The sequence below is a fragment of the Paenibacillus sp. J23TS9 genome, from assembly GCF_018403225.1.
In the GTDB taxonomy this organism is placed as follows: domain Bacteria; phylum Bacillota; class Bacilli; order Paenibacillales; family Paenibacillaceae; genus Paenibacillus_AQ.
Genome location: NZ_BOSG01000003.1, coordinates 159,718 through 184,501, shown reverse-complemented (window position 1 = coordinate 184,501; position 24,784 = coordinate 159,718). Strand labels below are relative to the sequence as shown.

Genomic DNA, 24,784 nt, shown 5'->3' with positions numbered 1-24,784 from the left:
AAAGAATAACGTCTTTTGACGTCCTCCGGCAGATTCGGTTAGAGCTATCAGCCGAGGTTGTGGGGGTGGTTTAGCAGAGTGGCTAAGGATTCTTCATATCCGTAACAAAAAACCGCCAGAATGGCGGCTCACATACAGGTATACGGATGAAATGAGGTTTGGATTCTTTTTTTTGAAATAAGCCAGTCATATGGGAAGGACTCATTATCCGGTTTCAAGAGATGATTCACTCAGATAAGTCTGCATATGCTTTAGCTTCTGCGGATTTTTGATCATATACAACTGCTGCACCTGGTCTCCGGACTCGCTGAATTGAAAGCATAACACCGATTTAACCTCTGTCTCACTTGTATAGACTAGATTGATCTCGCCGTTGATCTCAGCCACATGCACATTCCAGGTACGCATATCCCGGTAAGCTTTGGATGATGTAAAAAGCCTCAGGAGACGTTCACGGCTGACGATCGGCCGGATGGCTGCACGCGCTACGCCTCCGCCGTCGGAAATCAGAACCGCGTCTTCCGTCAGCAGACTGAGCAGCGTCTCGGGATCATAATGTAGAAAGGCATTGGCGAATCGCTCCACCATCGCTTTCCGCTGCCCCTGTGCAATCGGAGTGGAGGGGATTTCACTCCCTTTAAGCTGCTGCTTCGCCCTGCTGAAAATTTTGCGGCAGTTGGCCTCCGTCTTGCCCGTCATATCCGCGATCTGCCCATAGTCGTACTCAAACACCTCACGCAGCAGGAAGACCGCACGTTCCACCGGTCCGAGCCGCTCCAGCATCAGCAGGTAGGCATAGGACAGGGTGTCCTTTTGCTCCGCGGCAAGCTCAGGGAGCTCGGCTGTCCCGGTGACCGGTTCCGGCAGCCACTCTCCGATATACTCCTCCCGCTTTTTCTTTGCCGAGTGCAGCAGGTTCAAACAGCGGTTGGTCACGGACTTCGCGATATAGGCTTTCATGTTTTGAACATCAGCCATATTTTTAACCGCAAGTTCTGCAAAAAGATCCTGAATGATGTCCTCCGCATCGGTGAACGTACCCAGCATGCGGTAGGCAATGGACAGTCCGTAGGTGCGGTAAGTGCGGTAAAGCGATTCGATTTCTGTTTTCTCAGTCATCCGTAAGCCTCCTAGCTTCCGCCGACCAGATGCGGCCGTTGTTGTCTGTGTTTAACACCGATTTGCGAACGAATTCTATAATCATCATTATACTCGTACAGCCATGAGCATTTCATCATCATTACTCCGCAAACAGTAAGAAACCCTGCGCCTTATAAAAGGACAGGGTTTCTTGATATGCAAGGGAACCGGTTCCCCTGCTCCCATTAATCAGGCAAAGCATCCCGGGAACATGCCTGTTGATATCGCGTTCCGGTTCCAGCTGTTGATTGTATTGATGGCTAAGATGAGCTCCATGAATTCTTTTTCATCAAAATATTCCCGAGCGCGCTCATATACTGCGTCCGGTACGCCCTTTTCGGAAATCCGTGTTACAGCTTCAGCCAGCTCCAGAGCCGCCCGCTCAGCTTCTGTGTATATCGGAGCTTCCCGCCAAACGCTCAGCAGCAGGATGTGCTCCTGATAATCCCCGAGCTTCAGCAGATCCTTGGCGTGCATATCGAGGCAAAATGCGCATCCGTTGATTTGGGATACACGGATCTTAATCAGCTCATGCAGCACAGGATCGATCGCACTGCTCGAATCGGCTTTCTGCAAATTCATCATCGCCTGAAATACATGCGGACTTGCAGTCCGGTAATTTAATCTTACATTCATCTAAATTCTCCTCCCTTGTGCTTACTTAAAGAAGACAAAGGAGTAGTCCGGTTTGTGACATGAATTAAGAAATTAATTTAAGTCCCACGGCCGAACCGAGAATCATGGCAATAAACAGGATGCGCCGCCATTCCTTTGGCTCTCCGAATATAAACATGCCGACAATCGTGCTGCCCACCGTTCCAATTCCGGTCCATACCGCATAAGCCGTGCCCATCGGGAGCGTATTCATCGCGTAGGAGAGGAGCAGGAAGCTGCCGGCAAAGGAGGCAAACATGAGTGCATAAGAAGACCAGCCCTTCTTCTGCGTCACGCCCTTCATCCCAATAACCCCAAAAATTTCACATAATCCTGCAAGCACAATTGCTACCCAAGCCATCACACATCCGCTCCTTTCTTACTGCCTTCATCGCTGGTAATCATCTTCAATCCGACGACACCTGCCAGCAGCAAAAGAATAAGCAGCGTTTTCGACCAGCGGAACGGCTCACCGAAGACGAGCATTTCGGTCACGACCGTACCTGCCGTCCCAAGGCCTGTGAAGACTGCATAAACAGTACCCACAGGTAAATGCTTCGACGCTTCAACAATGAGAAAGAAGCTTATGATAATGGCGACTGCCGTCAAAATCCATTCCAGGATGCTGCTTGAATGCTTGAGGCCAGATACCCACAGCACCTCCACAACACCGCCTAAAATAACAAATAACCAATGCCGATTCATGATGTTACCTCCTTTATAATCCTTTCCGGGCATCAGATGCTTGAATGCCGGCCCAGTAGATAGGCCAGGATGCTTTCAGTCTTCGCTGCGCGCCCGGGAGCCCGCCATACACCATTTCTACAAGGATGCCGTCCGTCAGCGTCATATATGCAAGAGCCGCATCTTCGGATGGAACGATGTGCACCGTCCCGTCCCTTTTCGACTGCTCCATCAGCTGGACAACCCTTCTCTCCATGGAGTCAAGGAAAGGGTAAATGAGCTCCATAACCTCATCGTAGAGGGAAGACGGCGGAAAAAAGGCCATCCGCAGCACGAACTTGCTTTCGTTGCTGCGGGTATACTCCTCTTGCAGAAACTCCAGCAGCTCGGACAAGCGATTTTCCAGCGGCTGGTCTTTCCGGCTGATAAAGTAGCGGGTGATCCGCCGTTTTTCCTCCTTGAGCGCATTTTTCAGCGTACTAAGAAACAGATCATCTTTTCCCTTGAAGTGGGCGTATATGGAAGGCTTCTTGATCCCTACGTCTTCCGCTATTTTCTGCAGGGAAGCTCCTTCATAACCTTCCTGGGCAAAATGAGCAAGCGCGGTATCCAAAAGCATGCGTTTTGCATTCATAACAATACCTCCATTTCCAAACTACCTAACGATCGTTAGGCTTATCTTTTCACGAATATGATTTCCTGTCAAGGGTTCCTAATGAAACAAAAGCGGCTGCATTCCGTAAAAGTGCATCGAAAAGACTTTTTTATCCGTATCATATAGGAAGATGGGCCCGGTTCATGTAAAATATAGTTTACTGATTCTAAGTGAAACGTTATGTCAAAAGTGATTTATAAGTGAGGGAAGATATGAGAAGGGGAATACAGGCTGTCATTGTTGCCGCGTTATTATTTGCTTTTTATTATTTCGGGTTTGGTGTCTTCGGCAAGACGGCGGGTACCATCGTCAGTATTTTCTCCACCCTGACGGTCGTATCGCTCGGATTTATGATTTTTATGGAGAACAGGAATCCTTCCTCAACCATGGCTTGGATTCTGCTGCTTGCACTCGTGCCGGTCGTCGGACTGTTTTTTTATTTTTTGTTCGGTCAAAATTACTTCAAACGCCGCAAATTCAACAAGAAGGCTGAGCAGGACATGAAGACATATGAGAGACTGGAAGAGGGAAGCGTGCGCGTCCATCCCGATCTTTCGGGATTCAACCCGATGCAGCAGCAGCTGCTCCGTCTGTCGCAGAGGCTGGCACGGACTCCGATATCCTTTTCGAGCGAAACCAAGATTCTGACGAATGGAAAAGAAACCTTTTCCACCCTGCTGCAGGAGCTGCAGAAGGCCAAGCATCATATCCATATGGAGTACTACATTTACCGTGCCGATGATATTGGGACCCGGATTCAGCGGATATTGATTGAAAAGGCCATAGCGGGTGTTCATGTGCGCTTTATGTACGATGCCTGGGGCAGTATGCAGCTGCCGAAATCATTTCTGCGCGAGATGTCAGAGGCTGGGGTGCAGGTAGTGGCTTACGGAAGCTCGAAGGCGTTCTTCCTCTCGAGAGTGAATTACCGGAATCACCGCAAGATTGTTGTCGTTGACGGCAATGTCGGCTTTATCGGCGGCCTGAATGTGGGAGATGAATATTTGAGCCGCAGCTCCGCATACGGATTCTGGCGCGACACGCATATGTCCGTCAAAGGCGAGGCCGTGAGAACGCTGCAGATCATTTTCCTTCAGGACTGGCATTACATGACGGGCGAGCAGGTGCTTGAGGCGGAATACCTGTCACCGCTCCTGTCCGAGGAGAACAGCGGGGCCGTGCAAATTATACCAAGCGGGCCCGACAATGACCGTCGCGCGCTTAAAAATATTTTTTTCTCCATGATTACCTCCGCACAAAAATCAGTGTGGCTGGCTACGCCGTATTTCATACCGGATGATGATATTCTTACCTCCCTGCGGGTTGCGGCCATGTCGGGCCTGGATGTACGCATCCTGTTCCCGTCCAAACCGGATAAATGGCTGCCCTTTCTGGCGTCGCATTCTTATTTCCCGGCGCTGCTGGATGTCGGAGTCAAGATTTATGAATATGAAAAGGGCTTTCTGCATTCCAAGCTGCTGATCATCGACGGGGAAGTGGCTACGATCGGTACGGCGAACATGGACATGCGCAGCTTTCACCTGAATTTTGAGGTTAATGCGCTGCTGGTTCAGACGGAAAGCGTTCAGCGTATCGTGTCAGATTTTGAGCGAGATCTGAAATCGACCACGCAGATTGTTCCTGACACATTTATGAAAAAAAGAATCTACGAGCGCTTTCTGGAGTCACTCGCACGGCTGATGTCCCCGCTTTTGTAAAGGGGAAGAACTGAGTCCGGAGTTGACAGTGGCGCCCGGACATTTTATTATTGGTGATAATGATTATCATTTATTAGACATATACTTCACAGGATCACTGTGACGGATAACATATACTTAATGCTATCAACTGAAGAACAGAGAATGGGGAGGTAACCGGCGATGACCCTTTTGCAAACCGAGGCACTGACGCTCAGTTACGGAGATACGGAGATAATTAAGGACCTCAATCTTCATGTCCCAGAAGGCAAAGTGACCGTGCTGATCGGCAGCAACGGCTGCGGCAAATCAACCTTGCTGCGTTCGCTGGCGCGCCTGCTCAGACCCAAGAGCGGATCTGTGCTTCTGGACGGTAAAGAAATACACCGCACTTCAACCAAAGAGGTTGCACGCAGTATGGCCATTTTGCCGCAGGGTCCTACAGCGCCTGAGGGGCTGACAGTGCTCCAGCTGGTGAAGCAGGGGCGGTACCCTCATCAATCCTGGCTCAAGCAATGGAGCGCAGAGGATGAACGGCTGGTCCACGAAGCACTGGCGATGACAGGACTGTCCGATCTCGCGGAACGTACAGTGGATTCTCTTTCGGGCGGACAACGTCAGCGGGCATGGATTGCCATGACGCTTGCCCAGAATACGGATCTGATTTTGCTGGACGAACCGACGACCTATCTCGATCTCAGCCACCAGATTGAAGTTCTGGATCTCTTGTATGAACTGAATCGCGAGCAGGGACGTACCATTGTCATGGTACTGCATGATCTGAATCTGGCCTGCCGCTATGCGGATCATATGATTGCGGTCAAGGACCAGGGAGTGCACTGCGCCGGAGCTCCGGAAGATGTGCTGACTCCTCAGATGGTTAAGGAAGTATTCTGTATGGACTGCATGATCGCAGAGGATCCGATCTTTGGCACTCCGATGTGCGTTCCGCACGGTAAAGGCCGTATATGCGGAGAACGCTGTCAGTTGAAGGCCGTATGTGAGAAATAAACGCGAATACGATAGAAAAAGGCGTTCTGCACATGGCAGAACGCCTTTTTCTTTTTACATGGCTTGTTTACAGGATTTTCATGTTAGAAGGTCGTGAAACCAAGCGCTTTCTGAATGCGGAACAGGATGTCTTTGAACCAAGTGGATTTCTTCTGGTAGGCGCTTAAGTCCAAGCTGAAGGAGCCGCCCTTATTGTTCCATAAACGGTCGAAATAGCTCTCCATCTGAAGATCAAGTGCTGCTCCTGAAGGGACCGACACCCACAGGTCATTCTCGAGATTGTAGTTGTCGAGATTACGTGGAGTCATATTGGTGGAGCCACCCAGGATAATGGACTGCGCGTCCGGTTTATGGATATACATCATTTTCGTGTGGAACTGTTCCTGTGTTGTATGATACCACCGGATTGCGATGCGTTTTTTTGAGCGTTTTGTCAGCTCGGCAGCAACCGGCCGGTTAGGAATACCGATTTTCTCCTGTCCGAACGCATTTTCATTCGGATCCAGCAGCAGCTTTATCTCTACGCCGCGATCCGCTGCGGACAGCAGTGCATTCATCACCTTTTCATCGGCAATGTAGAACATGCCCATCCAGAGCGTATCGCCTTTTTTGGTAGCGTCAATCTCTTGGAGCACGTATTTATACACTTTTCCCTCAGTCAGATAGCGCACACCGATCGGGCCATCATTTGCTTTTATTTTAGCATTCTCTTGCGGAATGTACTGCGGAAGCTGACCGCCGTTGGACAGATCGGCCGCAGCTTGCTCGGAGGCCAGAATATCCTTGATAATCGGTCCCTGAACCTCAAAAGCGACATTGGAGTGATAGGCACTGGCGTCATGAACATTGCCGGAGGAGACCAGAGCCGTGTTCTCGCTGACGACGACCTTCCGGTGATTAGCCTTCACATTGACGAGCTTCAGGTAAGAGCGGACAGTCATCTTGGGTCCGTCGCTTGCCATCAGATTCGGGAGCCAGCCTTTGCCCGATTGGCCGAACCACTGGAAAAATGTGCGCCACACCGAGGAATAGATCGGATTGGAGTCACGGAGCGGATCCACATTCGTCACAATGACCCGGATTCCCGCGGACTTCATCTGCTCCAGCAGCAGATTGGGGGCCGAGCCGTAATTGGTGTTCACATCATCGGTAATAAAGACGATATCCATATCGGGATAGGTCTTTTTATGCTGAACCAGCTTGTCCGCCAGCCCTTGGCTGATCTTGGGGAACTCTTGCCCCTTGTGGGTGTAATTATTAAAAAGGAACAGGTCTATAACGAGAAATTTGCGTGAATTGTCCACGATTTCGTCGATTCTTTGGAGAATCTGCTGCTCATTGACGACCCTTCCGCTTGGGTCCGGGTAGGTTAAATCATGCAGAAAACGGACCTGTTTTACATGGTAGAGCGGACTTTCATAGGAAATACCCGGAGGAAGGGGCTTATGCGTCTGATAGACAATAACACCCGCCAGCCAGAGAACCAGCAGGGCCAGGACGCTGAATACCCAGCGGCGTTTGCGGCGCTTTCGTGGTTTGGGTTTGCTGACTGGGTCTGCTTCTGAAGCTGCTGCGGCTCTATAATATCCGCTCTGTTGATCCGTATCTTGTCCCATATGTATCCTCCTTTTAAGAAATCATGTTCAATATATATGAGTTTAAGTCAAGGTTGGTTGTCCCGAATCTGACCCTTGATTTCGTAAGATATTAACGTCGAAACACCCGGTTTGACGCAGAAGCTGCTTTATCAGCGGCTTTTGCAGGTGGGCAGGAAAGGGAAAAGCTGTACAGCCTTTTAGAAAAAGGTGCCGTACAGCAGATATATATTTAAAGCGGCGATGATGACCGCGACAATTCTGGCAAGCACACGAACCCATTGGGGAGCGATAAACGGTCCCATTTTAACCGGATCCGAAGTGAATTTAACAAGCGGGAAGACCGCAAAGGACAGCTGGAGGGAAAGGACGACCTGGCTGAAGATGAGCAGCTGGCCGGTGGAGCCTTCACCATACAATCCAATAACGATGACCGCGGGAATGATGGCAATCAGTCGTGTAATCAGCCGCCGAATCCATGGCTTCAATCGGAGATTGAGAAAGCCCTCCATCACGATTTGCCCGGCTAGCGTACCGGTTAGGGTGGAGTTTTGACCTGAAGCCAGCAGCGCAACGGCAAACAGGATACTGGCCATGCCCGTGCCGAGAAGCGGGGTCAGCAGATGGTATGCGTCCTGAATCTCTGCTACTTCAGTATGCCCCGTAGAATAAAAGGCAGATGCAGCCAAGATCAGAATAGCGGCATTTACGAACAGCGCGATGGTCAGAGCAACGGTCGAATCAATGGTGGCAAAGCGGATTGCGGATTTTTTGCCTGCTACGCTTTGATCGATTTTGCGGGTCTGGACGATCGAGGAATGCAGGTACAGATTATGCGGCATCACGGTTGCGCCGAGCATTGCGAGGGCAATATACAGCATCTCTGGATTGGTAACGATATCTGTCGTAGGTACGAAACCACCCATTACACCTGCCATATCCGGCTGGGACAAGAAGAGCTCTACGCCGAAACATAGGATGATAATCGCGATAAAAGAGATGACCATGACCTCGATATGCCGGAAGCCCTTATTCTGCAGCATAAGTACAAGAATGACATCAACGGATGTGATCAGTACACCATATAGCAGAGGAATGCCGAATAGAAGCTGGAGCGCGATGGCGGTTCCGATGACTTCCGCAAGATCGCAAGCGGCGATGGCGAGCTCGCACAACACCCACAGACCCATGCTGACGGGTTTGCTGTAATGGTCGCGGCAGGCTTGAGCGAGATCACGGCCGGTGGCGATGCCAAGGCGGGCAGATAGAGACTGCAGCAGAATGGCCATGAGGTTGGAAATCATGATAACGGATAAGAGTGAGTAATTGAACATGGCGCCCCCGGCCAGATCGGATGCCCAGTTCCCCGGATCCATGTAACCAACCGCAACCAGATAGCCGGGTCCGGCAAAGGCTAGTAGCTTACGGAAAAAGCCGGCCTTCAGCGGGACTTTCATGGATTGATGGACTTCCGGCAGGCTTGGAGTATCATTTCGCTTCCGCCAGCCGCGGCTGGTGGAAGCTAATCTGCTTTCTTCACTGGCATTCATGTGTAGCACTCACCTTCCTGTAGCAATGATATATTCACGGGACGAACCATAATTGACCAAAAAGACGGAGCGGTCTGGACTGGGCTCAAACTTGCTACCTCATCATATGGATGGAGCCCGGTAGAATTGCATGTACTTAAAACATTTTCCTGAGGGAAACATTAGGGATGGTTTTTCCTGGAGTGACATACTCCAGTGCATCATGTATAATCGGTGTATTAAATTTGTAGAATGTTAGATGAGTGTTCCCTTGCTCATGAACGTGATGATCGGATAAAAGTTAAAGAGAGTGTGAGCAGTGTGTATTCCATTAAACAGGTTTCCGAAATGCTGGAAATTCCGACAGTGACCCTGAGGGCGTGGGAAAACCGGTATGGGGCGGTTAATCCAACGCGTACGGAATCAGGGTACCGGGTATACAGCAGTGAGAATATTGAAGATCTGAAGTGGCTCAAGGAGCAGGTAGAAGACAAGCATATGAGCATTTCTCAAGCTGTTTTATTACTGAAGGAGTACAGGAAAGAGAAGCGGCAGGTTCATGCCTTCTCCGAGCCGCCTGTCGGCAGCTCCAAGGAAGCTTTTACGAAAATGTCGGATCAGATTTACCGTACGCTATATCAGTTCCAGGGCGAGCGGGCCAATGGATTGATTGACTTTGGCTTTTCGATGTACGGCTATGACTCGATGTTTTATCATGTGCTGGTTCCTGTGCTGATCCGTGTAGGGGACGCATGGGAATCAGGGAGAGCAACCGTGGCGCAGGAGCATTTTATGACGACGCTGATCTCGCAGCGGTTTTATCAGTTTTTCCACATGTTTCCGATCTACCCGAAGCTTCCAAAAGTGCTGTCATTTTGTCCGGAGGGAGAGCATCATCAGGTTGGTTTGATGTTGTTCTCGTTGTTTCTGCGCAAAAACGGCGTGGAGGTGTTGTACCTTGGAGCCAATACGCCGCTTGATGGGGTGCTGGATATGATCGGAGAGCAGCATGTCCAACTGATCTGCATTTCGACGATGAGCAGTGAGCTCGTTCCGGAGACGGATGCGTTTGTATCGCTGATTGCCAGACGGTATCCGGATGTGAATTTTATTCTTGGCGGTAAAGGTTATGAAAGCACGGCACAGCCGATGCACCCGGATTGGGTAATGAAGGAGCCTGCGGATAAGTGGCAGGATTGGTTTGAGAAAAGCCCGTATTTCCGTTGAGTATACTTCCGGGTGTGTCCGGGCCTTCTATGGTTGAGCTAGTAAAACGTAAAAGCCTGTCTGAACTTAAATGTTCAGCAGGCTTTTTTAATGCTCTGGATTTATCTGGTATCAAGCCGGTGTAGTAGGGTTTACAGAATTGTATAACATTTAGTTGATATTTGTATTGGATTTGTATAATGTTTATACTGGGAATAAAAGATGGATTTTCCATATAATCCGGACATCCAGTCATGGCTGCAGAGTTGCATCATCATATCTCCCTGAGAATTAGCGGAACGCGCACGAGCTCTGTAATGGCTGCCGCAAAAATATTTACGAGGCTGTCGCTTGCAGTGGGCTTCTCTTTGGGAATGTACTGCTTTTGTACACCTTTTATATTTGCTGCCGCCTATTACTGTTGGTATTATTTGGTTTATAGAGTATAACGATACGATCATTTGGGCGGGAGCAGCGGCCTTGATTGGCATGGCGGTTAAGGGATATCAGACAGAGACGGGAGCCAGGCTCCATGGCAGCGTTTGCTCCTGCCGGCGAGTATAGCCTGCTTGGCTGTCATCGCGATAAGTCCCTGGCAGACAGGAGTCACCGGGCGAGGCAACATAAGGAAAGGCAGGCGTTATGAATGACACATCAGGCTGTTATTATCGGAGCGGGCCTCGGCGGCTTATCCTGCGCAATCACACTCGCTTCCAAAGGCTGGAAGGTTACAGTGCTGGAACGCCAACATACACCAGGCGGGAAGCTGCAGCGTATCCAGCAGGGAGGATACACATTTGACCGCGGGCCGAGTACGATTACCATGCCCCATGTTTTTCGCGGCGTCTTTGAGCAGGGTGGCGCCAAAATGGAGGACTATGTCAGTCTTTACGAATTGGAGCCGCGCTCCAGAAGTATTTTTACAGACGGCTCGGTGGTGGATATGACCCGGGATGTAGAAAAGATGAAAGATCAAATATCAACATTCAGCCCTTCCGATGCCCTGCAATATGAGAATTTCCTTCGGGAATCGGCTGAGCTGTATCAACTTTCGGAAGAGCATTTCTTAAACCGTCTGCTGCTGAATTGGCGGGACAAGGCGAGCCCGTCCATGCTGCGCAGCCTATTGAGAGTGAGGCCGATGACCTCCCTGAAATCTCTGCTGTCTCGCTATTTTAGTCATCCGAACACGCTGGCGATGATAGGAAGATATTCGACCTATGTCGGATCATCCCCCCATCAGGCTCCATCCATATTTGCCATGCTTGGTCATGTGGAAGCGGAAATGGGCGTTTATGGCGTTCGCGGGGGAACGTACTCTATCGTGGAAGGTATGGTTAAGCTCGCTAAGGAGCTTGGCGTTGAGCTGGTTACCGATACGGAAGTGAAACACATCGTGGTCAAGGGCGGCAGAGCGGCTGGCGTGGAAACCAATAGCGGATATTATAATGCGAATACGGTGATTTCGAATGGAGATGTGCTCACGGTGAATCGGACACTGCTGGATGAAGATGACCGCCCCTCCATGCGTAATGAGAAAATCAGCAGCTATGAGCCGTCTCTTTCAGGCTTTGTCATGCTTGCAGGAGTACCGCGCCAGTATAACAGGCTGCTGCATCACACCGTCTTTTTTCCGGAACAATATGGTCGTGAATTCCAAGAGATTTTCATGGACAAGCAGCCTCCCGAGCATCCTGCATTGTATGTTTGCCATTCGGGATATTCTGAATCGGGTATGGCTCCGGATGGCTGCAGCAACCTGTTTATTTTAGCCAATGCACCTTACCTCAGCCCGCTGACGAACTGGAACCGAGAGACGGAAGCTTATGGCGAAAAGGTGCTTGCTGATCTGAAAAGCTACGGTCTGACCGACATCGATCAGAATCATGTGCTGCTTCACTATACGCCGCAGGATATTGCAAATGATACGCTGGCTTACAAGGGGGCCATTTACGGCATATCCGCGAATTCGATCAGGCAGACCTTTTTCCGCCCGGGCAACCGGAGCAAGGATGTTAAAGGGCTATGGTTTGTGGGGGGCGCGACGCATCCGGGCGGAGGAACACCGATCGTGTCGTTGTCTGGCAGACTTGTAGGTGAATATATCGACTCACATAAGGTATAATATATTTTTCGAGATTCTTGAACGGGGTAACGGGTATTCATTTCAATAAATAGACTCTTAGGAATCGTCAAACCAGCACAGCGCAGAAAGGAGCCCCACCATGAATGGAAAACCTGCAGATAACCGGTCGCTGCTGCCTGAAGTGCCAACGGGTGAACGGAAAATAGAACATGTACGGCTATGTCTGAACGAAGAGGTAGGGAGCGTAGGGGTTACATCTGGACTGGAAAAATACCGCTTCCGCCATAATGCGCTGCCTGAGACGGATTTTAACGAAATCTCTCTGGAAACATCTTTTTTGGGGATGCCGGTACGCACCCCTCTGCTGATCAGTTCGATGACTGGAGGCAGTAAAGCTACCGGGGCCATCAATGAACGGCTCGCAGCTGCGGCCGAAGAACGGGGCTGGGCAATCGGTGTCGGCTCGGTGCGGGCTGCCGTGGAAAAGGCGGAGCTTGCCCCGACGTTCCATGTGCGGAGACACGCTCCTACCGTGCCGGTCATTGCGAATTTGGGCGCGGTTCAGCTCAACTACGGCTTTGGTGCGGATGAATGCCGCCGTGCCGTTGATATTGCAGGTGCGGATCTGCTGGTGCTCCACTTGAATGGACTGCAGGAGCTGTTCCAGCCGGAAGGTAATACGAATTTCAGCGGCCTTTTATCCCGAATCGAACAAGTATGTCAGCAGGTACATGTCCCCGTTGGCGTCAAGGAGGTCGGTTGGGGAATCGATGGAGAGACAGCGGCGAGGCTGTTTAGCGCCGGCGTCGACTTTGTGGATGTGGCCGGTGCCGGGGGCACCTCATGGAGCCAGGTCGAAAAATTCCGCAGCAAAGACGCGGTTCGCCGCGCGGCAGCGGAGGCTTTTGCCGGCTGGGGTATTCCTACAGCCGAGTGTATCACCGAGGTGCGGAAGGTATCGCATAAAGCGGGACTCATCGGCAGCGGCGGTTTGACAAACGGGGTCGACGCCGCCAAAGTACTGGCGCTGGGAGCGGACCTGGCGGGATATGGCCGCAGTGTGCTCGGTCCTGCGGTGGAGTCGGAGGACTCGCTGCATGCGGCTCTCGCCCAGGTGGAATTTGAGCTTCGTACGGCAATGTTTGGAATCGGGGCAGGCGATATCGCTGCGCTTCGGGGAACGACAAGGCTGGTAAGGAGCATGTCATAGTGTCCATCAGAAAGCCTTTGGTCCGGCAGAAACGGGGACTGGAGGCTTTTTCATGTGAACGGAATCAACGGGCCTTTATCTTGATGACCCCAAGGTTCTAATATATAATGGGTAGGACTTGTGAGGCTATGCCTCTGGTTTGAAGAGATATGTTTATAAATACAGCTAGCCCAGGCTTTTAGCCCATTCTAATATGAAATAGGAGTGTCATATCCATGGCTTTGAAAGCAGGTATCGTGGGGCTGCCGAACGTTGGCAAATCCACGTTGTTTAATGCAATTACGCAGGCGGGGGTAGAATCCGCCAACTATCCATTTTGTACGATTGATCCGAATGTAGGTATCGTTGAGGTGCCGGATGAGCGTCTGGACAAGCTGACCGAACTGGTGAAGCCGAACAAAACCGTTCCAACGGCTTTTGAATTTGTGGACATTGCGGGTCTGGTACGCGGTGCAAGCAAAGGCGAAGGACTTGGCAACAAGTTTCTTGCCCATATCCGTGAAGTCGATGCCATCGTTCATGTCGTGAGATGCTTTGAAGACGAGAACATCACTCATGTTGACGGTAAGGTTGACCCTGTCAGCGACATCCAGACCATTAACCTGGAGCTGATTCTTGCCGATCTGGAGAGCGTAGACAAGCGTATCGATCGTTCCCGCAAGAACATGAAGGGCGGCAACAAGCAGTATGAGCAGGAAGTAGCTGTGCTCGAACGCGTGAAGGAAGCCCTTTATAACGATCAGCCTGCCCGCAGCATAGAACTGACAGATGACGAAAAGGCCATTGTCCGTGATCTGCATCTGCTGACCCTGAAGCCTGTTCTCTACGCGGCAAATGTCAGCGAAGATGAAGTTTCCGAAGCCGATAACAATCCGTATGTGCAGCAGGTCAGAGACTTCGCCGCGGCTGAAAATGCCGAAGTTGTGCCGATCAGCGCCAAGGTTGAGGCTGAAATCGCTGAGCTTGAAGGGGAAGACAAGGCCATGTTCCTGGAGGAGCTGGGTCTGGAAGAATCAGGTCTGAACCGTCTGATCAAAGCAGCATACCGCTTGCTGGGTCTGTACACATACTTTACAGCTGGTGTGCAGGAAGTCCGTGCATGGACCATCCGCAAAGGAATGAAGGCTCCACAGGCAGCAGGTGTCATTCATACGGACTTTGAGCGCGGCTTTATTCGTGCCGAGGTGGTTTCTTATGATGATCTGGTTGCAGCAGGTACCATGAATGTAGCCAAAGAGCGCGGCCAGCTCCGCCTTGAAGGTAAAGAATATGTCGTTGCTGACGGCGATGTCATGCATTTCCGTTTCAACGTGTAATCATGCTATAAAATCAATAAAAGCCTGCCGTCATGGCAGGCTTTTGTATTCAACTGCCGGATGTTCCGGCAGCTTTTTCTGTTTCTTCAAAAGGGGAAGCTATGCCCCGTAATTCACCTTAATGCTGCCATTGGTAGTCGACAGCTCGACCTTATGGGAGCCTTCACCAAGTGAGGCACTGGCCTTCTTATCGTCGCTTTCCTCGCTCCAGGGAATGTCACCCTTAATGGAGGAGTTGGTTGTTTTTGCCTTAATAACAGCATTGGTGTTTTGCGGAATGTCGAAGGCAATGCTGCCATTCGTGCTGCTGCAGATCCAATCTCCACCGATGGTTGAAGCACCTTTGATGGAGCCGTTCGTTGTCTTAGCCGTTAACGCGCCGGCGATCTGATCCAGCGTAATGGAGCCGTTGGTGGATTTGATTTGAGCCGCTCCTCCGATGTCAGTCACATGAACGGACCCGTTGGTCGTTGTTGCAGCAACGCTTCCCTTGATGTTTTCCATCGTGATCGACGAGTTGGTGGTGACGGCCGTGAATCCCGATTCCAATTGTTCTCCTTTAACCGAGTAATTCTTGGTATGCACCTCGACCTCGAGCGCTTTGGGAAGCTCAACATTCAAATATTCGTCATCAGGGGTGTATCCGATACTAAAGAATGAATCCGGGTTGTCTTCGAGCTGTAGAATGAGTGTGTCCCCCGAGGCATTGATTTTGAATTTTTCCTTCGCCTTGCTGTCTGCCGCCTCCTGACTGGAGACATCCCGGAAGCGGAATCTACCGTCATACGAAAGCTTGGCATCGTCCGTCCCGGTCACATTGATTTTTCCATGGTCGACCAGAATTTCAACGCGCTTGATGCTGCCGCCGACTTCCGTGGATCCTTGTACGGTACTTGCATATCCTTGGTTAAACAAGCTGCTCCAATTCGGCACGACGATCTGTGCGGCGCTGACAAGCAGCAGCAGAACCAGAATCGTAATGCTCCCTCCCCCAAGACGGACCCGCTTTTCGGAGTGAATGACATTGGCCAGTACAACCTCCAAGCCGAGGAGAATCAGCAGCACAGGCCACACATATTTTAGCGCCTCAAAAGAAAGCACATGGTTGAACTGCAGCAAAATCATGACGCCAATGCCGATTAAACCGATGGCTGTGGTCCACCTCCCTACTTTAACGGTGGGTGGAGCATTATTAACGGGGATGTTCATATGGTTTCGCTCCCTTTGCGTTCGGGTCTCTTAAATAATAGCCACAGACCGTATCCGATCAGTGCAACAGCCAGCAGTACGCCGGCTACGTTTTGCTGAAGCAGCCAGTGCCATAGACCAGGGAAAACGGTCATCAGCAGCACCATCCCGCCAACAAGGATGCAGCCTGCGCCGGTCCAGAGCGGATTCATGGAATTTTCCCGCTGGTATCCCCCAAGCGTCATCCAGTCCTGAGCGGTCCAAGGATAGCCGAAGGTCTCCTGACCCATCATCATCCGCTCATGTTCCGCGGAGGCGGCCTTCATCCAGGTAGCTTTTTGCAGTGCGTCAAACATTTGATAGAACCACAGGATCGCCAGCGCGAAAGAGAAGACCAGCGGAATGGATGGTATTAAAATAATACAGGCGCAGGTGGCGACCATAATCTGCAGTCCCTGTTTGGTAAAATTGAGGTACAAGTGGCCTAGACCGGGAATAACAGCAAGCAAAAACGTAAGCCATTTACTTTTCTTAATCATCGTTTACCCTCCTTCAAAATATGGTCCACGGAATTGGAGAATATCTCCGTTGCCTGCGTAATACCTGTTCCCAAATGCTCGAAAACGCCGAACTGGAACAGGCAGAAGGCTATGCATGCCGCCAGTCCGAAATGGGCGATCATGGCTCTCCGTGAATCCTTTGGCTTCATACGCGAAGCCTGGCGTTTATATAGCGGCGGCATCTGCCGGATTTCATTCATGATGTCAGCGGTCATATCGGGAATATCGGGAAGATCAAGCTCTAATTCAGGCTCCTGCCAGATGCGGGCCATCTCATGAACCTCCTCGAGCCAAGCCTGGCATGCAGGACAGGTACGAAGATGCTTTTCAATGTAAAGGGAGGATTCGGGCGGCAGTTCACCGGCGGAATAAGCCCCCAGCTGGTATTGTATAAATTCGCATTTCATCGTAATTCCTCTCCTCTCTTTCGCATCATAGCCCTTGCGCGGTACAGCTGGGATTCCACCGTTTTAGCTGTAATTCCACGTCTGTCGGCAATTTCCTGATAAGAGCATTGTTCAAAATAATACATCTGGACGGCTGACCGGTAAGGCTCAGCCAGCTCGTCGACAATCCTTCGGAGCTTGCTGCTCCGTTCCTCGGACAAAACGATCTGCTCAGGCGTTTCATTCGTTACCCAATCGTTCTCACTTACCTCTCCCGGACTCCGCCGTGCCTGCTCGCGCTGATGCGCGCGTTTCCAGTCGAGACATTTACGGACGGCAATCTGGTAGAGCCAGGTGGAGAAGGAGGAATCTTCACGGAAGGCGGGCAGCGCCGAGTAAGCCTTCATAAAAATGTCTTGCGATAAATCTTTGGCCGATACGTCATCGGCGGTTATTTTCAGGCACACGTGGTACACCATACTCTGATAACGCTGCACCAGAAACTTATAGGCTTCCGGATGGCCGGCCTTGACCGCCCGGACCCACTGTAACTCTTCCAGTCTTCTCCCCTCCTCCTGCATCAATTAGTTTGACGCCGCATCTTTTTATATCCCTGCAAAGTTTTTTAAAAAATTAATTAGGAAGACTATCCATTATTTCCCTACTGATTAAAAAAGACAAGAAAAATTTTGCGAAGCAGCTGTTTCAGGTTCCCTCACCATTTTACATCTGGCAAATATGTATATTCCATGGTATAATAAAAAGTCGTCTGTCCATGGTAGACTAACCGGAAGGATGAACGGCGCTTTTGCTTCTAAAAATATCGAAAGCACTTTGAAACAGGAGAGGTGAACTGCCTTGTTGGACAGATTACAAGCCTTGGCAGACCGCTATGAAAAGCTTAGCGAGCTGCTGTGTGATCCTGATGTTGTGAATGACAGCAAGCGACTTCGGGAATATTCCAAAGAACAATCCGACTTACAGCCCGCATTCGAGGCGTATACTGAATATAAAACTGTAACTGAAGAGCTGGATGCCGCGAAAGTCATGCAGGGAGAAAAGCTTGATGATGACATGCGTGAAATGGTGAAAATGGAAATCGATGAGCTGTCTGCCCGCCAGACGGAGCTCGATGAACGCATTCGCGTATTGCTGCTACCAAAGGATCCTAATGATGATAAGAACGTTATCGTCGAAATCCGTGGAGCAGCCGGCGGAGACGAAGCAGCGCTGTTTGCTTCCGACCTGTACCGTATGTACACACGTTATGCCGATAATCAGGGATGGCGCGTGGAGCTGATGGACGCGAACACGAGTGATCTCGGCGGTTTTAAAGAGGTTATCTTCATGATTAACGGACGCGGCGCGTACAGTAAAATGAAGTACGAAAGCGGCGCGCACCGCGTGCAGCGTATTCCGGCGACCGAATCGGGCGGACGGATCCATACGTCAACGTCAACGGTAGCGGTAATGCCTGAGGTTGAGGACTTTGATATTGAAATTCATGATAAGGATATCCGCGTGGACACGTTCTGCTCGAGCGGCGCAGGCGGACAGTCCGTTAATACGACCAAGTCAGCCGTGCGTGTAACGCATGTTCCGACGGGCATCGTGGCGACCTGTCAGGACGGCAAATCGCAGAACTCGAACAAGGAAAAAGCGCTGCAGGTGCTTCGTGCCCGGATCTTCGATATGAAGCGTCAGGAAGAAGAAGCGAAATATGCCGGCGAGCGTAAAAGCAAGGTCGGCACCGGTGACCGCAGTGAACGGATCCGCACCTATAACTTCCCGCAAAGCCGTGTGACAGATCATCGGATCGGACTTACACTGCATAAGCTGGATCAGGTGATGAACGGTGAGATCGAAGAAATCATTTCCGCGCTGAACATTGCTGAACAAGCGGATATTATGGAAAAAGGGGAATAACGCTTTGCATGAAACCACATTTGTGATGTCGACAAAGCAAACGATACGGGAAGCCTTCATAGAGGCTTCCTCTTTTTTAACAGTATGCGGAGTCACGGAGCCGCAGCGCAGCGCCCAGCTGCTGCTGGAGCATGTGCTGAAGCTTGAGGGGGCTGCCTATTTCATGGCGCTGCCCGAGCCGTTCCCGGCAGAACGCAGAGAGCCGTGGGAGCAGGCCGTTTCACGCCGCGGTTCAGGGGAGCCGGCGCAGTATATAACGGGAGAGCAGGAGTTCTACGGCCTCCCGTTTGAAGTGACGCCGGCCGTGCTTATTCCGCGGCCGGAGACGGAGCTGCTTGTGGAGGCTGTGCTGACGCAAGCGAAGCGGCTGTGGCCGCAGGGCGCCATGCCAAGCGGCGGCGCCAGCAGCGAAGACGGCGCACTGCGCCCGCTCGAGTGCGCCGACATCGGCACCGGCAGCGGCGCGATCGCCGTCACGCTGGCGCTGCAGGCCCCGCGCTGGCATGTCCGTGCCAGCGATATCTCGCAAGGCGCGCTGCAGGTCGCCGCGCGCAACGCCGCTGCCAACGGCGCTCAGGTTGCCTTCCTGGAAGGCAACCTGCTTGAGCCGTTTGCAGGCGGTTGGTTGGACATCCTCGTGTCCAACCCGCCTTACATCCCTGCGGCCGACATTGACGGCCTGCAGCGGGAGGTGCGCGACCATGAGCCGCGCACCGCACTTGATGGCGGTACAGACGGCCTTGGGCCGTACCGCCTCATGATGGAGCAGCTGCCGCTGCTCCAAGCCCCGCCCCGGCTCATCGGATTTGAGCTCGGGCAGGGCCAGGCGCAGGATGTCGCAGAGCTCCTGCGCGCCGCGGGCCACTGGGACGAGATCATCATCGTCCCGGATCTGGCAGGTATTGAGCGCCATGTACTCGGCGTCTCGACGAGATTGCGTTAATTTTCCTTTGCATCCAGTTTAAACTACAATAGAGATATTGAAGTTGGGATATCGCCAAATCCTTGAACATATTGGAGGATGCCGCATGCTGCAGAAATTCAAACGAATGGATATGTCCATCATCCTGATCCTGCTGGCACTTATGGCTTTCAGCCTGTTTTCCATTTACAGTGTTACCACGGGCAGGGCAAAGATCGGGCACTATACGGAACGCATGGCTATTTATTACGCTGTCGGATTCGTGGCCTTTTTGGGTTTCTCGCTGGTCAGCTATAAGCTGCTGATCAAGTATGCTTTATATATTTATCTCTTTGGCCTCATGCTGCTGGTGCTGGTGCTGTTCATCGGCAATGAGTATTACGGAGCCAAAGGATGGATGACGCTGCCGGGTGGCCTCAGTCTGCAGCCTGCGGAATTGTTCAAGCTGTTTCTCATTATTTTCTTATCGTATATGCTGCTGCGAAAGCGCAAAAACAAGCTTTCCTTCTGGCGTGATGTGGTGCCGCTTGGTATGTTGACGCTTGTACCATGGCTTCTGGTCATGGCGCAAAACGATCTGGGCAACGCGCTCAGCTACATGATGATCCTGGCCGGGCTGCTCTGGATTGGCAATATCAAATATACGCATGCGCTCATCGCGTTGGTCGTGGCCTTCGCTGCCATTTTCAGCGGCATTCAGGCATATATCCATTATCATGACCAGGCGGTCAAGCTGATTAGTGAGGATTTGGGCAAAAAGCACTGGATTGCGCGTTTTGATCCATGGCTTGTGCCGGACCAAGCTTCGCGGGATGTCAGTTGGCAGACCTATAATGCGAAGCTGGCCATCGGTTCGGGCGGCATCGAAGGCAAGGGCTACATGAAAGGCACCACGATTCAGTCCGAAAGGGTGCCGCTGGCCTACGCCGATTCCATATTCGTTCAAGTGGCCGAGGAATACGGGTTTATTGGTTCATCGGTTCTGCTGCTTTTATATTTTATCCTGATCCATCGTCTGGTTCTGATCGCAGCCGATTGCCGCGACCGGGCTGGGCCTTACCTGATTACGGGGATTATCACCATGTTCGTCTACCAGATTTTTGTGAACATCGGCGCCTTCATCGGCCTGATGCCGCTCACGGGCATTACGCTTCCTTTTATCAGCTACGGTGGAACCTCGCTTCTCATCAATATGATGAGTATCGGGATTGTCATGAGCATCCGCATCCATGGACAGGAAGAGGAGGATCCGTTTCCGCTGCCGGAAACACCGGTGGAGGGGGGCTGGATCAGCAGAACCTTTCAGCATATCCGCAATGGATTTATCAGGAATTGAATCTAGCATGGCTATTCCTTTACAATAGACAAGTGAGATTTGACACGCATCACGGCTAGAAGGGGCGGGAGAGCCCCGCACAGGAGGATAGCAAATGCTTCAAAAGCTGAAAAAAGTGGATTATGTCGTTGTGTTCATACTTTTTGTATTCATGGGCATCAGTCTGATGGCAATATACAGCGTCACGACAGGGACCAAGTTTGAAGGCTCCCATATTAAAATGCTTGAGTTTTACATTTTAGCCTTCATCGCCTTTTTTGGATTGATTTTTTTGGACTATAAGCTGCTTGTCAAATATGCGCTCTATATTTATTTATTCGGGATTCTGCTGCTGGTAGCGGTCAATTTTCTGGGATCGGACGTCAACGGAGCGCAGGGCTGGTTCAAAATCGGGGGCTTCAGCCTGCAGCCTGCCGAGCTGTTCAAGCTGCTTCTGATTATCTTTCTGACCTACTTGCTGATGAAAAGGCCAAAGGCCAAGCTCTCTTTATGGAGAGACGTGCTGCCGATTGGCGGCTTGACATTCATACCGTTCGCGCTTGTCATGCTTCAAAATGACCTGGGGAATGCACTCAGCTACGTGTTGATCCTGCTCGGTCTCCTATGGGTAGGGAATATTAAGTTCCTGCATGCGTTCCTCGCTCTAATAATCCTGGCGGCGGTCGCCGTAGGCGGTATATTCTCGTATATTCACTATCACGACAATATCGAGAAGTTTCTGAACAATATCGGCCGTAATCACTGGACCGAGCGGATTGACCCTTGGCTGGTTCCGGATAAGGCGACGGCCAAAGCTTCGTATCATACCAAAAATGCGAAGCTCGCGATCGCTTCCGGCGGCATGATGGGCGAAGGTTACATGCAGGGCAGCTCGGTGCAGTCCGGCCGCGTACCCTATACGTACTCAGATTCGATCTTTGTTGAGATTGCCGAGGAGTTCGGATTTGTTGGATCTTCTGTCGTGCTGCTTCTGTATTTTATATTGATTCACCGCCTGATTCTGATCTGTCTGGAATGCCGGGATCGTGCAGGTCCGCTGCTGATTGTCGGCGTCGTTTCGATGATGCTCTATCAAATTTTTGAAAATATCGGCGCCTTCATCGGGCTGATGCCGCTGACGGGTATTACGCTGCCGTTTATCAGCTACGGCGGTACCTCGCTGCTTATCAATATGGCCAGTATCGGGATTGTCATGAGCGTCCGGGTTCATGGTCATGAGGTAAGTGAGGATATCATCGTCCCGACGCCGAAGATATCTTCAACGAAGCATGCTTGATAGATTTGGGGATAAAAGACCGCTCGCCAGGCCCGTTAAGGGGATGGTGAAACGGTCTTTTTTTTATTAAATCATAGAGAATCAATTTCATAATACCTTAAGCCGCTTCAATCAAGGCTATATATAGATCCAAACGGTTTTATTGGTCTATATATAGATTCAATTTTATCGTTTTAGTGAGTTATGAAATTGATTCAGATTCATAGAATAGCAGGTTTAGACTCTATCAGATCCGGACATACTAGTCAGTATCATAGAAGGATTTGATAGAGGGGGCACGAACGGGATGCACAATGAACATGAAAAAGAGGACCGTCTCCGGTCATTGGTTAAGAATACTGCCATTATTTTTTGTATTATGTTTATGCTGGCCATGACTTGGGAAGCTCAGAAAACGGACGCGGCTGTGGCTGGCGGTCCTATTCCGCAGGAGTCCATACGTCTTCGCATTCTCGCTAATTCCGATAATCCGGATGATCAGCTGGTGAAACGCCAAATCCGCGATGTTGTGGTCGCTCAGATGGACAGCTGGGTCAAAGATCTGGAAAACCCGCAAAGTCTGGATGAGGCGCGTACAACGATCCGCCAGCATCTTCCCGAGCTGAATGATCTTGTAGGAAGAGAACTTGAGAAAAAGGGAATCGACTACGAATACAATGTTGAGCTAGGGGTCGTGCCGTTCCCGACGAAATTGTATGGTGGCACAGTCTATCCGGCAGGAAACTATGAAGCGCTGCGGATCACGCTCGGAACGGGCAAAGGCCAAAACTGGTGGTGCGTGCTGTTCCCGCCGCTTTGTTTCATCGACGCGGGCAGCGGTGATGCGGCAGCACAGCCTGCAGCAGCAAAAGCAGAGACAGGCAAAGATCAAGCCGCCAAAGTGAAGAAAACGGCGTATACCCCGGAGCAGGCCGCAGGACAAGCGGTGAACGCTGAAGCTGCACCGGTCAAAGCTTCAGAGCCGGAGGTTCGCTTTTTCCTCTGGGATCTGTTTGAAGGTATCGCGAACTGGTTAAAGTCATTGTTCTAAGTGAAAATGTCCGGGTCGGGGAGGAGATGCACGCTCCTCTTCGATCTGTGTTAATATATTAGAAAAACGAATGATAAAGTGCTTAAGTCCATTTGACGAAGGTTCGCGGTAAGCCGCAGCTCCAGTCAGCAGTCAGGACTCCGGCGCTTTTTTTACTGGATGATCTTTAAAGAGAAAGACGGGATAGAAATGGCACATACTGAAAAAAAAACAGGGACAGGCTTTATGCCTTCCACTCCATATTGGCTGATTGATTCGGAGACGACAGCCGAGCCCTCCGAGTTGCAGGAAAGTTTGAAGGAAGCGGCTGAACTGCTCCGTGGCGGGGGCGTGGTTGCTTTTCCGACAGAGACGGTCTACGGTCTTGGCGCGGACGCCCGCTTAACCTCTGCGGTGGAAGCGGTATTCGCGGCAAAGGGGAGACCGTCGGACAATCCCCTGATTGTCCATATATCCAAGAACGAACAGCTGGAGGGCCTGGTGAAGCAGGTGAGTCCTGCGGCACGGAAGCTGATGGATGCCTTTTGGCCTGGACCGCTGACGGTTGTGCTTCCGGTCAAGCCTGATGTGCTTTCGCCCCGCGTGACGGCAGGGCTGGATACGGTGGGCATCCGGATGCCGGATCATCCGGTAGCATTGGCCCTGATTGAGGAATCCGGCTGTCCGGTTGCTGCTCCAAGCGCGAACCGCTCCGGCCGTCCCAGCCCTACCCTCGCCAGCCACGTTCTAGAGGACCTCGGCGGTTTAATTGACGGGATTGTTGATGGCGGCGCGACAGGTGTAGGTGTGGAATCAACTGTCGTTCAGGTGCTGGAGGACGGCAGTGTTACCGTGCTTCGCCCCGGAGGCGTTACACTGGAGCAGCTGGCGCAGGCAGCCGGCGTGCCTGTCCATCTGGATCCTGCACTCCTGCCGGAATCGGGAAGCATGAGTGGGCAGGCACCAAGAGCGCCGGGGATGAAATATACTCACTACGCGCCCAAGGGAACGCTGCGCATTGTGACCGGAGAGCCGGCCGAAGTCTCGGAGTGGATCCGCCGCAGTCTGCAGGAAGCCGCAGAGCGTGGTGAACGGACGGGTATTCTGGCCTTCGATGAGCACATCGACAGTTACCGCGCCGATTGCACCGAGTCGCTTGGCAGTCTCTCTGATTTGGGTACGGCGGCGCATCGTTTATATGCCGCGCTGCGCCGCATGGATGAGGAGCAGATCAGCTTTATTGTATCCGAGGCTTGTCCGGAAGACGGGCTGGGAGCTGCTATTATGAACCGGCTCCGCAAGGCTGCCGGACAAACGGTGATCCATCTCGGAGGGAGAGCCCGCTAGCTTGCCTCATGTACAAGTTGTGATTGTCCCCATGTACAAGTCATGATTGTC

General features: G+C 51.4%; 23 protein-coding genes. 12 read left to right on the top strand and 11 right to left on the bottom strand.

Going from position 1 to position 24,784, the window contains the following annotated elements:
- Positions 1–204 precede the first annotated feature (204 nt).
- The 5 genes from sigJ to KJS65_RS19355 all read right to left on the bottom strand — a co-directional run bounded on the left by sigJ (position 205) and on the right by KJS65_RS19355 (position 3,112).
- The gene (gene sigJ, locus KJS65_RS19375) at positions 205–1,119 is read right to left on the bottom strand and encodes an RNA polymerase sigma factor SigJ (RefSeq protein ID WP_213651510.1); all 915 of its coding nucleotides are present in this window, start codon (positions 1,117–1,119) and stop codon (positions 205–207) included.
- 210 nt (positions 1,120–1,329) lie between these two features.
- Complete coding sequence (locus KJS65_RS19370; RefSeq protein WP_213651509.1) at positions 1,330–1,776, bottom strand: carboxymuconolactone decarboxylase family protein; 447 nt, start codon at positions 1,774–1,776, stop codon at positions 1,330–1,332.
- A 64-nt stretch (positions 1,777–1,840) separates the two neighbouring features.
- The gene (locus KJS65_RS19365) at positions 1,841–2,155 is read right to left on the bottom strand and encodes a DMT family transporter (protein ID WP_213651508.1); all 315 of its coding nucleotides are present in this window, start codon (positions 2,153–2,155) and stop codon (positions 1,841–1,843) included.
- Positions 2,155–2,499 carry a DMT family transporter gene (locus KJS65_RS19360; RefSeq protein ID WP_213651507.1) on the bottom strand — a complete coding sequence of 115 codons (345 nt, stop codon included), beginning with the start codon at positions 2,497–2,499 and terminating at the stop codon, positions 2,155–2,157. Before KJS65_RS19360 ends, KJS65_RS19365 begins: the two co-directional genes overlap by 1 nt.
- Before the next feature lie 13 nt (positions 2,500–2,512).
- A complete protein-coding gene (locus KJS65_RS19355; protein ID WP_213651506.1) occupies positions 2,513–3,112 on the bottom strand; it encodes a TetR/AcrR family transcriptional regulator in 600 nt (199 codons plus the stop codon).
- A 233-nt stretch (positions 3,113–3,345) separates the two neighbouring features.
- Here KJS65_RS19355 and cls point away from each other — a divergent pair, with 233 nt between their 5' ends.
- On the top strand, positions 3,346–4,851 hold the full coding sequence (gene cls, locus KJS65_RS19350; RefSeq protein WP_213651505.1) for a cardiolipin synthase: 1,506 nt from the start codon (positions 3,346–3,348) through the stop codon (positions 4,849–4,851).
- A 162-nt stretch (positions 4,852–5,013) separates the two neighbouring features.
- Positions 5,014–5,841: an ABC transporter ATP-binding protein gene (locus KJS65_RS19345; RefSeq protein ID WP_213651504.1), complete on the top strand. Its 828-nt coding sequence runs from the start codon at positions 5,014–5,016 to the stop codon at positions 5,839–5,841.
- Positions 5,842–5,924: 83 nt separating this feature from the next.
- Here the strand turns inward: KJS65_RS19345 and KJS65_RS19340 are convergent, their stop codons facing one another.
- Complete coding sequence (locus tag KJS65_RS19340; RefSeq protein WP_213651503.1) at positions 5,925–7,457, bottom strand: phospholipase D family protein; 1,533 nt, start codon at positions 7,455–7,457, stop codon at positions 5,925–5,927.
- Between the two features lie 179 nt (positions 7,458–7,636).
- On the bottom strand, positions 7,637–8,986 hold the full coding sequence (locus KJS65_RS19335; protein ID WP_213651502.1) for an Nramp family divalent metal transporter: 1,350 nt from the start codon (positions 8,984–8,986) through the stop codon (positions 7,637–7,639).
- 300 nt (positions 8,987–9,286) lie between these two features.
- Between KJS65_RS19335 and KJS65_RS19330 the strand changes: the two genes are divergently transcribed.
- The 4 genes from KJS65_RS19330 to ychF all read left to right on the top strand — a co-directional run bounded on the left by KJS65_RS19330 (position 9,287) and on the right by ychF (position 14,783).
- On the top strand, positions 9,287–10,192 hold the full coding sequence (locus KJS65_RS19330; RefSeq protein ID WP_213651501.1) for a MerR family transcriptional regulator: 906 nt from the start codon (positions 9,287–9,289) through the stop codon (positions 10,190–10,192).
- Between the two features lie 625 nt (positions 10,193–10,817).
- Positions 10,818–12,296 (top strand): phytoene desaturase family protein, encoded by a 1,479-nt coding sequence (locus tag KJS65_RS19325; RefSeq protein ID WP_213651500.1) that lies wholly within the window; start codon positions 10,818–10,820, stop codon positions 12,294–12,296.
- Positions 12,297–12,396: 100 nt separating this feature from the next.
- On the top strand, positions 12,397–13,467 hold the full coding sequence (fni, locus tag KJS65_RS19320; RefSeq protein WP_213651499.1) for a type 2 isopentenyl-diphosphate Delta-isomerase: 1,071 nt from the start codon (positions 12,397–12,399) through the stop codon (positions 13,465–13,467).
- A gap of 215 nt (positions 13,468–13,682) precedes the next feature.
- Complete coding sequence (ychF, locus tag KJS65_RS19315) at positions 13,683–14,783, top strand: redox-regulated ATPase YchF (RefSeq protein WP_213651498.1); 1,101 nt, start codon at positions 13,683–13,685, stop codon at positions 14,781–14,783.
- Positions 14,784–14,882: 99 nt separating this feature from the next.
- On the opposite strand, the gene KJS65_RS19310 is transcribed toward ychF, so the two are convergent.
- From KJS65_RS19310 to KJS65_RS19295, 4 genes are read right to left on the bottom strand one after another with little or no spacing between them, the layout of a single operon-like run.
- On the bottom strand, positions 14,883–15,992 hold the full coding sequence (locus tag KJS65_RS19310) for a DUF4097 family beta strand repeat-containing protein (protein ID WP_213651497.1): 1,110 nt from the start codon (positions 15,990–15,992) through the stop codon (positions 14,883–14,885).
- Positions 15,989–16,510 carry a hypothetical protein gene (locus KJS65_RS19305; protein WP_213651496.1) on the bottom strand — a complete coding sequence of 174 codons (522 nt, stop codon included), beginning with the start codon at positions 16,508–16,510 and terminating at the stop codon, positions 15,989–15,991. The genes KJS65_RS19310 and KJS65_RS19305 overlap by 4 nt, the downstream gene beginning before the upstream one ends.
- Complete coding sequence (locus KJS65_RS19300; RefSeq protein ID WP_213651495.1) at positions 16,507–16,938, bottom strand: zf-HC2 domain-containing protein; 432 nt, start codon at positions 16,936–16,938, stop codon at positions 16,507–16,509. The genes KJS65_RS19305 and KJS65_RS19300 overlap by 4 nt, the downstream gene beginning before the upstream one ends.
- Positions 16,935–17,498 carry an RNA polymerase sigma factor gene (locus tag KJS65_RS19295; RefSeq protein WP_244864688.1) on the bottom strand — a complete coding sequence of 188 codons (564 nt, stop codon included), beginning with the start codon at positions 17,496–17,498 and terminating at the stop codon, positions 16,935–16,937. Before KJS65_RS19295 ends, KJS65_RS19300 begins: the two co-directional genes overlap by 4 nt.
- Positions 17,499–17,775: 277 nt before the next feature.
- Here KJS65_RS19295 and prfA point away from each other — a divergent pair, with 277 nt between their 5' ends.
- The 6 genes from prfA (at position 17,776) to KJS65_RS19265 (ending at position 24,733) form a co-directional block, all read left to right on the top strand.
- Positions 17,776–18,843 carry a peptide chain release factor 1 gene (prfA, locus tag KJS65_RS19290; RefSeq protein ID WP_213651493.1) on the top strand — a complete coding sequence of 356 codons (1,068 nt, stop codon included), beginning with the start codon at positions 17,776–17,778 and terminating at the stop codon, positions 18,841–18,843.
- Between the two features lie 25 nt (positions 18,844–18,868).
- Entirely contained in the window at positions 18,869–19,786 is a 918-nt protein-coding gene (prmC, locus tag KJS65_RS19285; protein WP_213651876.1) for a peptide chain release factor N(5)-glutamine methyltransferase, read from the top strand.
- A gap of 85 nt (positions 19,787–19,871) precedes the next feature.
- Positions 19,872–21,101 carry an FtsW/RodA/SpoVE family cell cycle protein gene (locus KJS65_RS19280; RefSeq protein ID WP_213651492.1) on the top strand — a complete coding sequence of 410 codons (1,230 nt, stop codon included), beginning with the start codon at positions 19,872–19,874 and terminating at the stop codon, positions 21,099–21,101.
- A gap of 94 nt (positions 21,102–21,195) precedes the next feature.
- The gene (locus KJS65_RS19275; protein ID WP_213651491.1) at positions 21,196–22,377 is read left to right on the top strand and encodes an FtsW/RodA/SpoVE family cell cycle protein; all 1,182 of its coding nucleotides are present in this window, start codon (positions 21,196–21,198) and stop codon (positions 22,375–22,377) included.
- Positions 22,378–22,663: 286 nt separating this feature from the next.
- Positions 22,664–23,407, top strand: coding sequence for a stage II sporulation protein R (gene spoIIR / locus KJS65_RS19270; protein ID WP_213651490.1), 744 nt, complete (start codon positions 22,664–22,666; stop codon positions 23,405–23,407).
- A gap of 225 nt (positions 23,408–23,632) precedes the next feature.
- Complete coding sequence (locus KJS65_RS19265; protein WP_244864686.1) at positions 23,633–24,733, top strand: L-threonylcarbamoyladenylate synthase; 1,101 nt, start codon at positions 23,633–23,635, stop codon at positions 24,731–24,733.
- Positions 24,734–24,784 lie beyond the last annotated feature (51 nt).

Bases quoted from the DNA above. Each gene is read 5' to 3' on its own strand.
- KJS65_RS19275 (WP_213651491.1), top strand. From the start codon at position 21,196: ATGCTTCAAAAGCTGAAAAAAGTGGATTATGTCGTTGTGTTCATACTT.
- KJS65_RS19355 (WP_213651506.1), bottom strand. From the start codon at position 3,112: ATGAATGCAAAACGCATGCTTTTGGATACCGCGCTTGCTCATTTTGCC.
- KJS65_RS19345 (WP_213651504.1), top strand. From the start codon at position 5,014: ATGACCCTTTTGCAAACCGAGGCACTGACGCTCAGTTACGGAGATACG.
- KJS65_RS19310 (WP_213651497.1), bottom strand. From the start codon at position 15,992: ATGAACATCCCCGTTAATAATGCTCCACCCACCGTTAAAGTAGGGAGG.
- KJS65_RS19370 (WP_213651509.1), bottom strand. From the start codon at position 1,776: ATGAATGTAAGATTAAATTACCGGACTGCAAGTCCGCATGTATTTCAG.
- cls (WP_213651505.1), top strand. From the start codon at position 3,346: ATGAGAAGGGGAATACAGGCTGTCATTGTTGCCGCGTTATTATTTGCT.
- ychF (WP_213651498.1), top strand. From the start codon at position 13,683: ATGGCTTTGAAAGCAGGTATCGTGGGGCTGCCGAACGTTGGCAAATCC.
- prmC (WP_213651876.1), top strand. From the start codon at position 18,869: ATGTCGACAAAGCAAACGATACGGGAAGCCTTCATAGAGGCTTCCTCT.
- sigJ (WP_213651510.1), bottom strand. From the start codon at position 1,119: ATGACTGAGAAAACAGAAATCGAATCGCTTTACCGCACTTACCGCACC.
- fni (WP_213651499.1), top strand. From the start codon at position 12,397: ATGAATGGAAAACCTGCAGATAACCGGTCGCTGCTGCCTGAAGTGCCA.
- KJS65_RS19305 (WP_213651496.1), bottom strand. From the start codon at position 16,510: ATGATTAAGAAAAGTAAATGGCTTACGTTTTTGCTTGCTGTTATTCCC.
- KJS65_RS19300 (WP_213651495.1), bottom strand. From the start codon at position 16,938: ATGAAATGCGAATTTATACAATACCAGCTGGGGGCTTATTCCGCCGGT.
- KJS65_RS19295 (WP_244864688.1), bottom strand. From the start codon at position 17,498: ATGCAGGAGGAGGGGAGAAGACTGGAAGAGTTACAGTGGGTCCGGGCG.
- KJS65_RS19325 (WP_213651500.1), top strand. From the start codon at position 10,818: ATGACACATCAGGCTGTTATTATCGGAGCGGGCCTCGGCGGCTTATCC.
- KJS65_RS19360 (WP_213651507.1), bottom strand. From the start codon at position 2,499: ATGAATCGGCATTGGTTATTTGTTATTTTAGGCGGTGTTGTGGAGGTG.
- KJS65_RS19265 (WP_244864686.1), top strand. From the start codon at position 23,633: ATGCCTTCCACTCCATATTGGCTGATTGATTCGGAGACGACAGCCGAG.
- KJS65_RS19280 (WP_213651492.1), top strand. From the start codon at position 19,872: ATGCTGCAGAAATTCAAACGAATGGATATGTCCATCATCCTGATCCTG.
- KJS65_RS19365 (WP_213651508.1), bottom strand. From the start codon at position 2,155: ATGGCTTGGGTAGCAATTGTGCTTGCAGGATTATGTGAAATTTTTGGG.
- spoIIR (WP_213651490.1), top strand. From the start codon at position 22,664: ATGCACAATGAACATGAAAAAGAGGACCGTCTCCGGTCATTGGTTAAG.
- KJS65_RS19340 (WP_213651503.1), bottom strand. From the start codon at position 7,457: ATGGGACAAGATACGGATCAACAGAGCGGATATTATAGAGCCGCAGCA.
- KJS65_RS19335 (WP_213651502.1), bottom strand. From the start codon at position 8,986: ATGAATGCCAGTGAAGAAAGCAGATTAGCTTCCACCAGCCGCGGCTGG.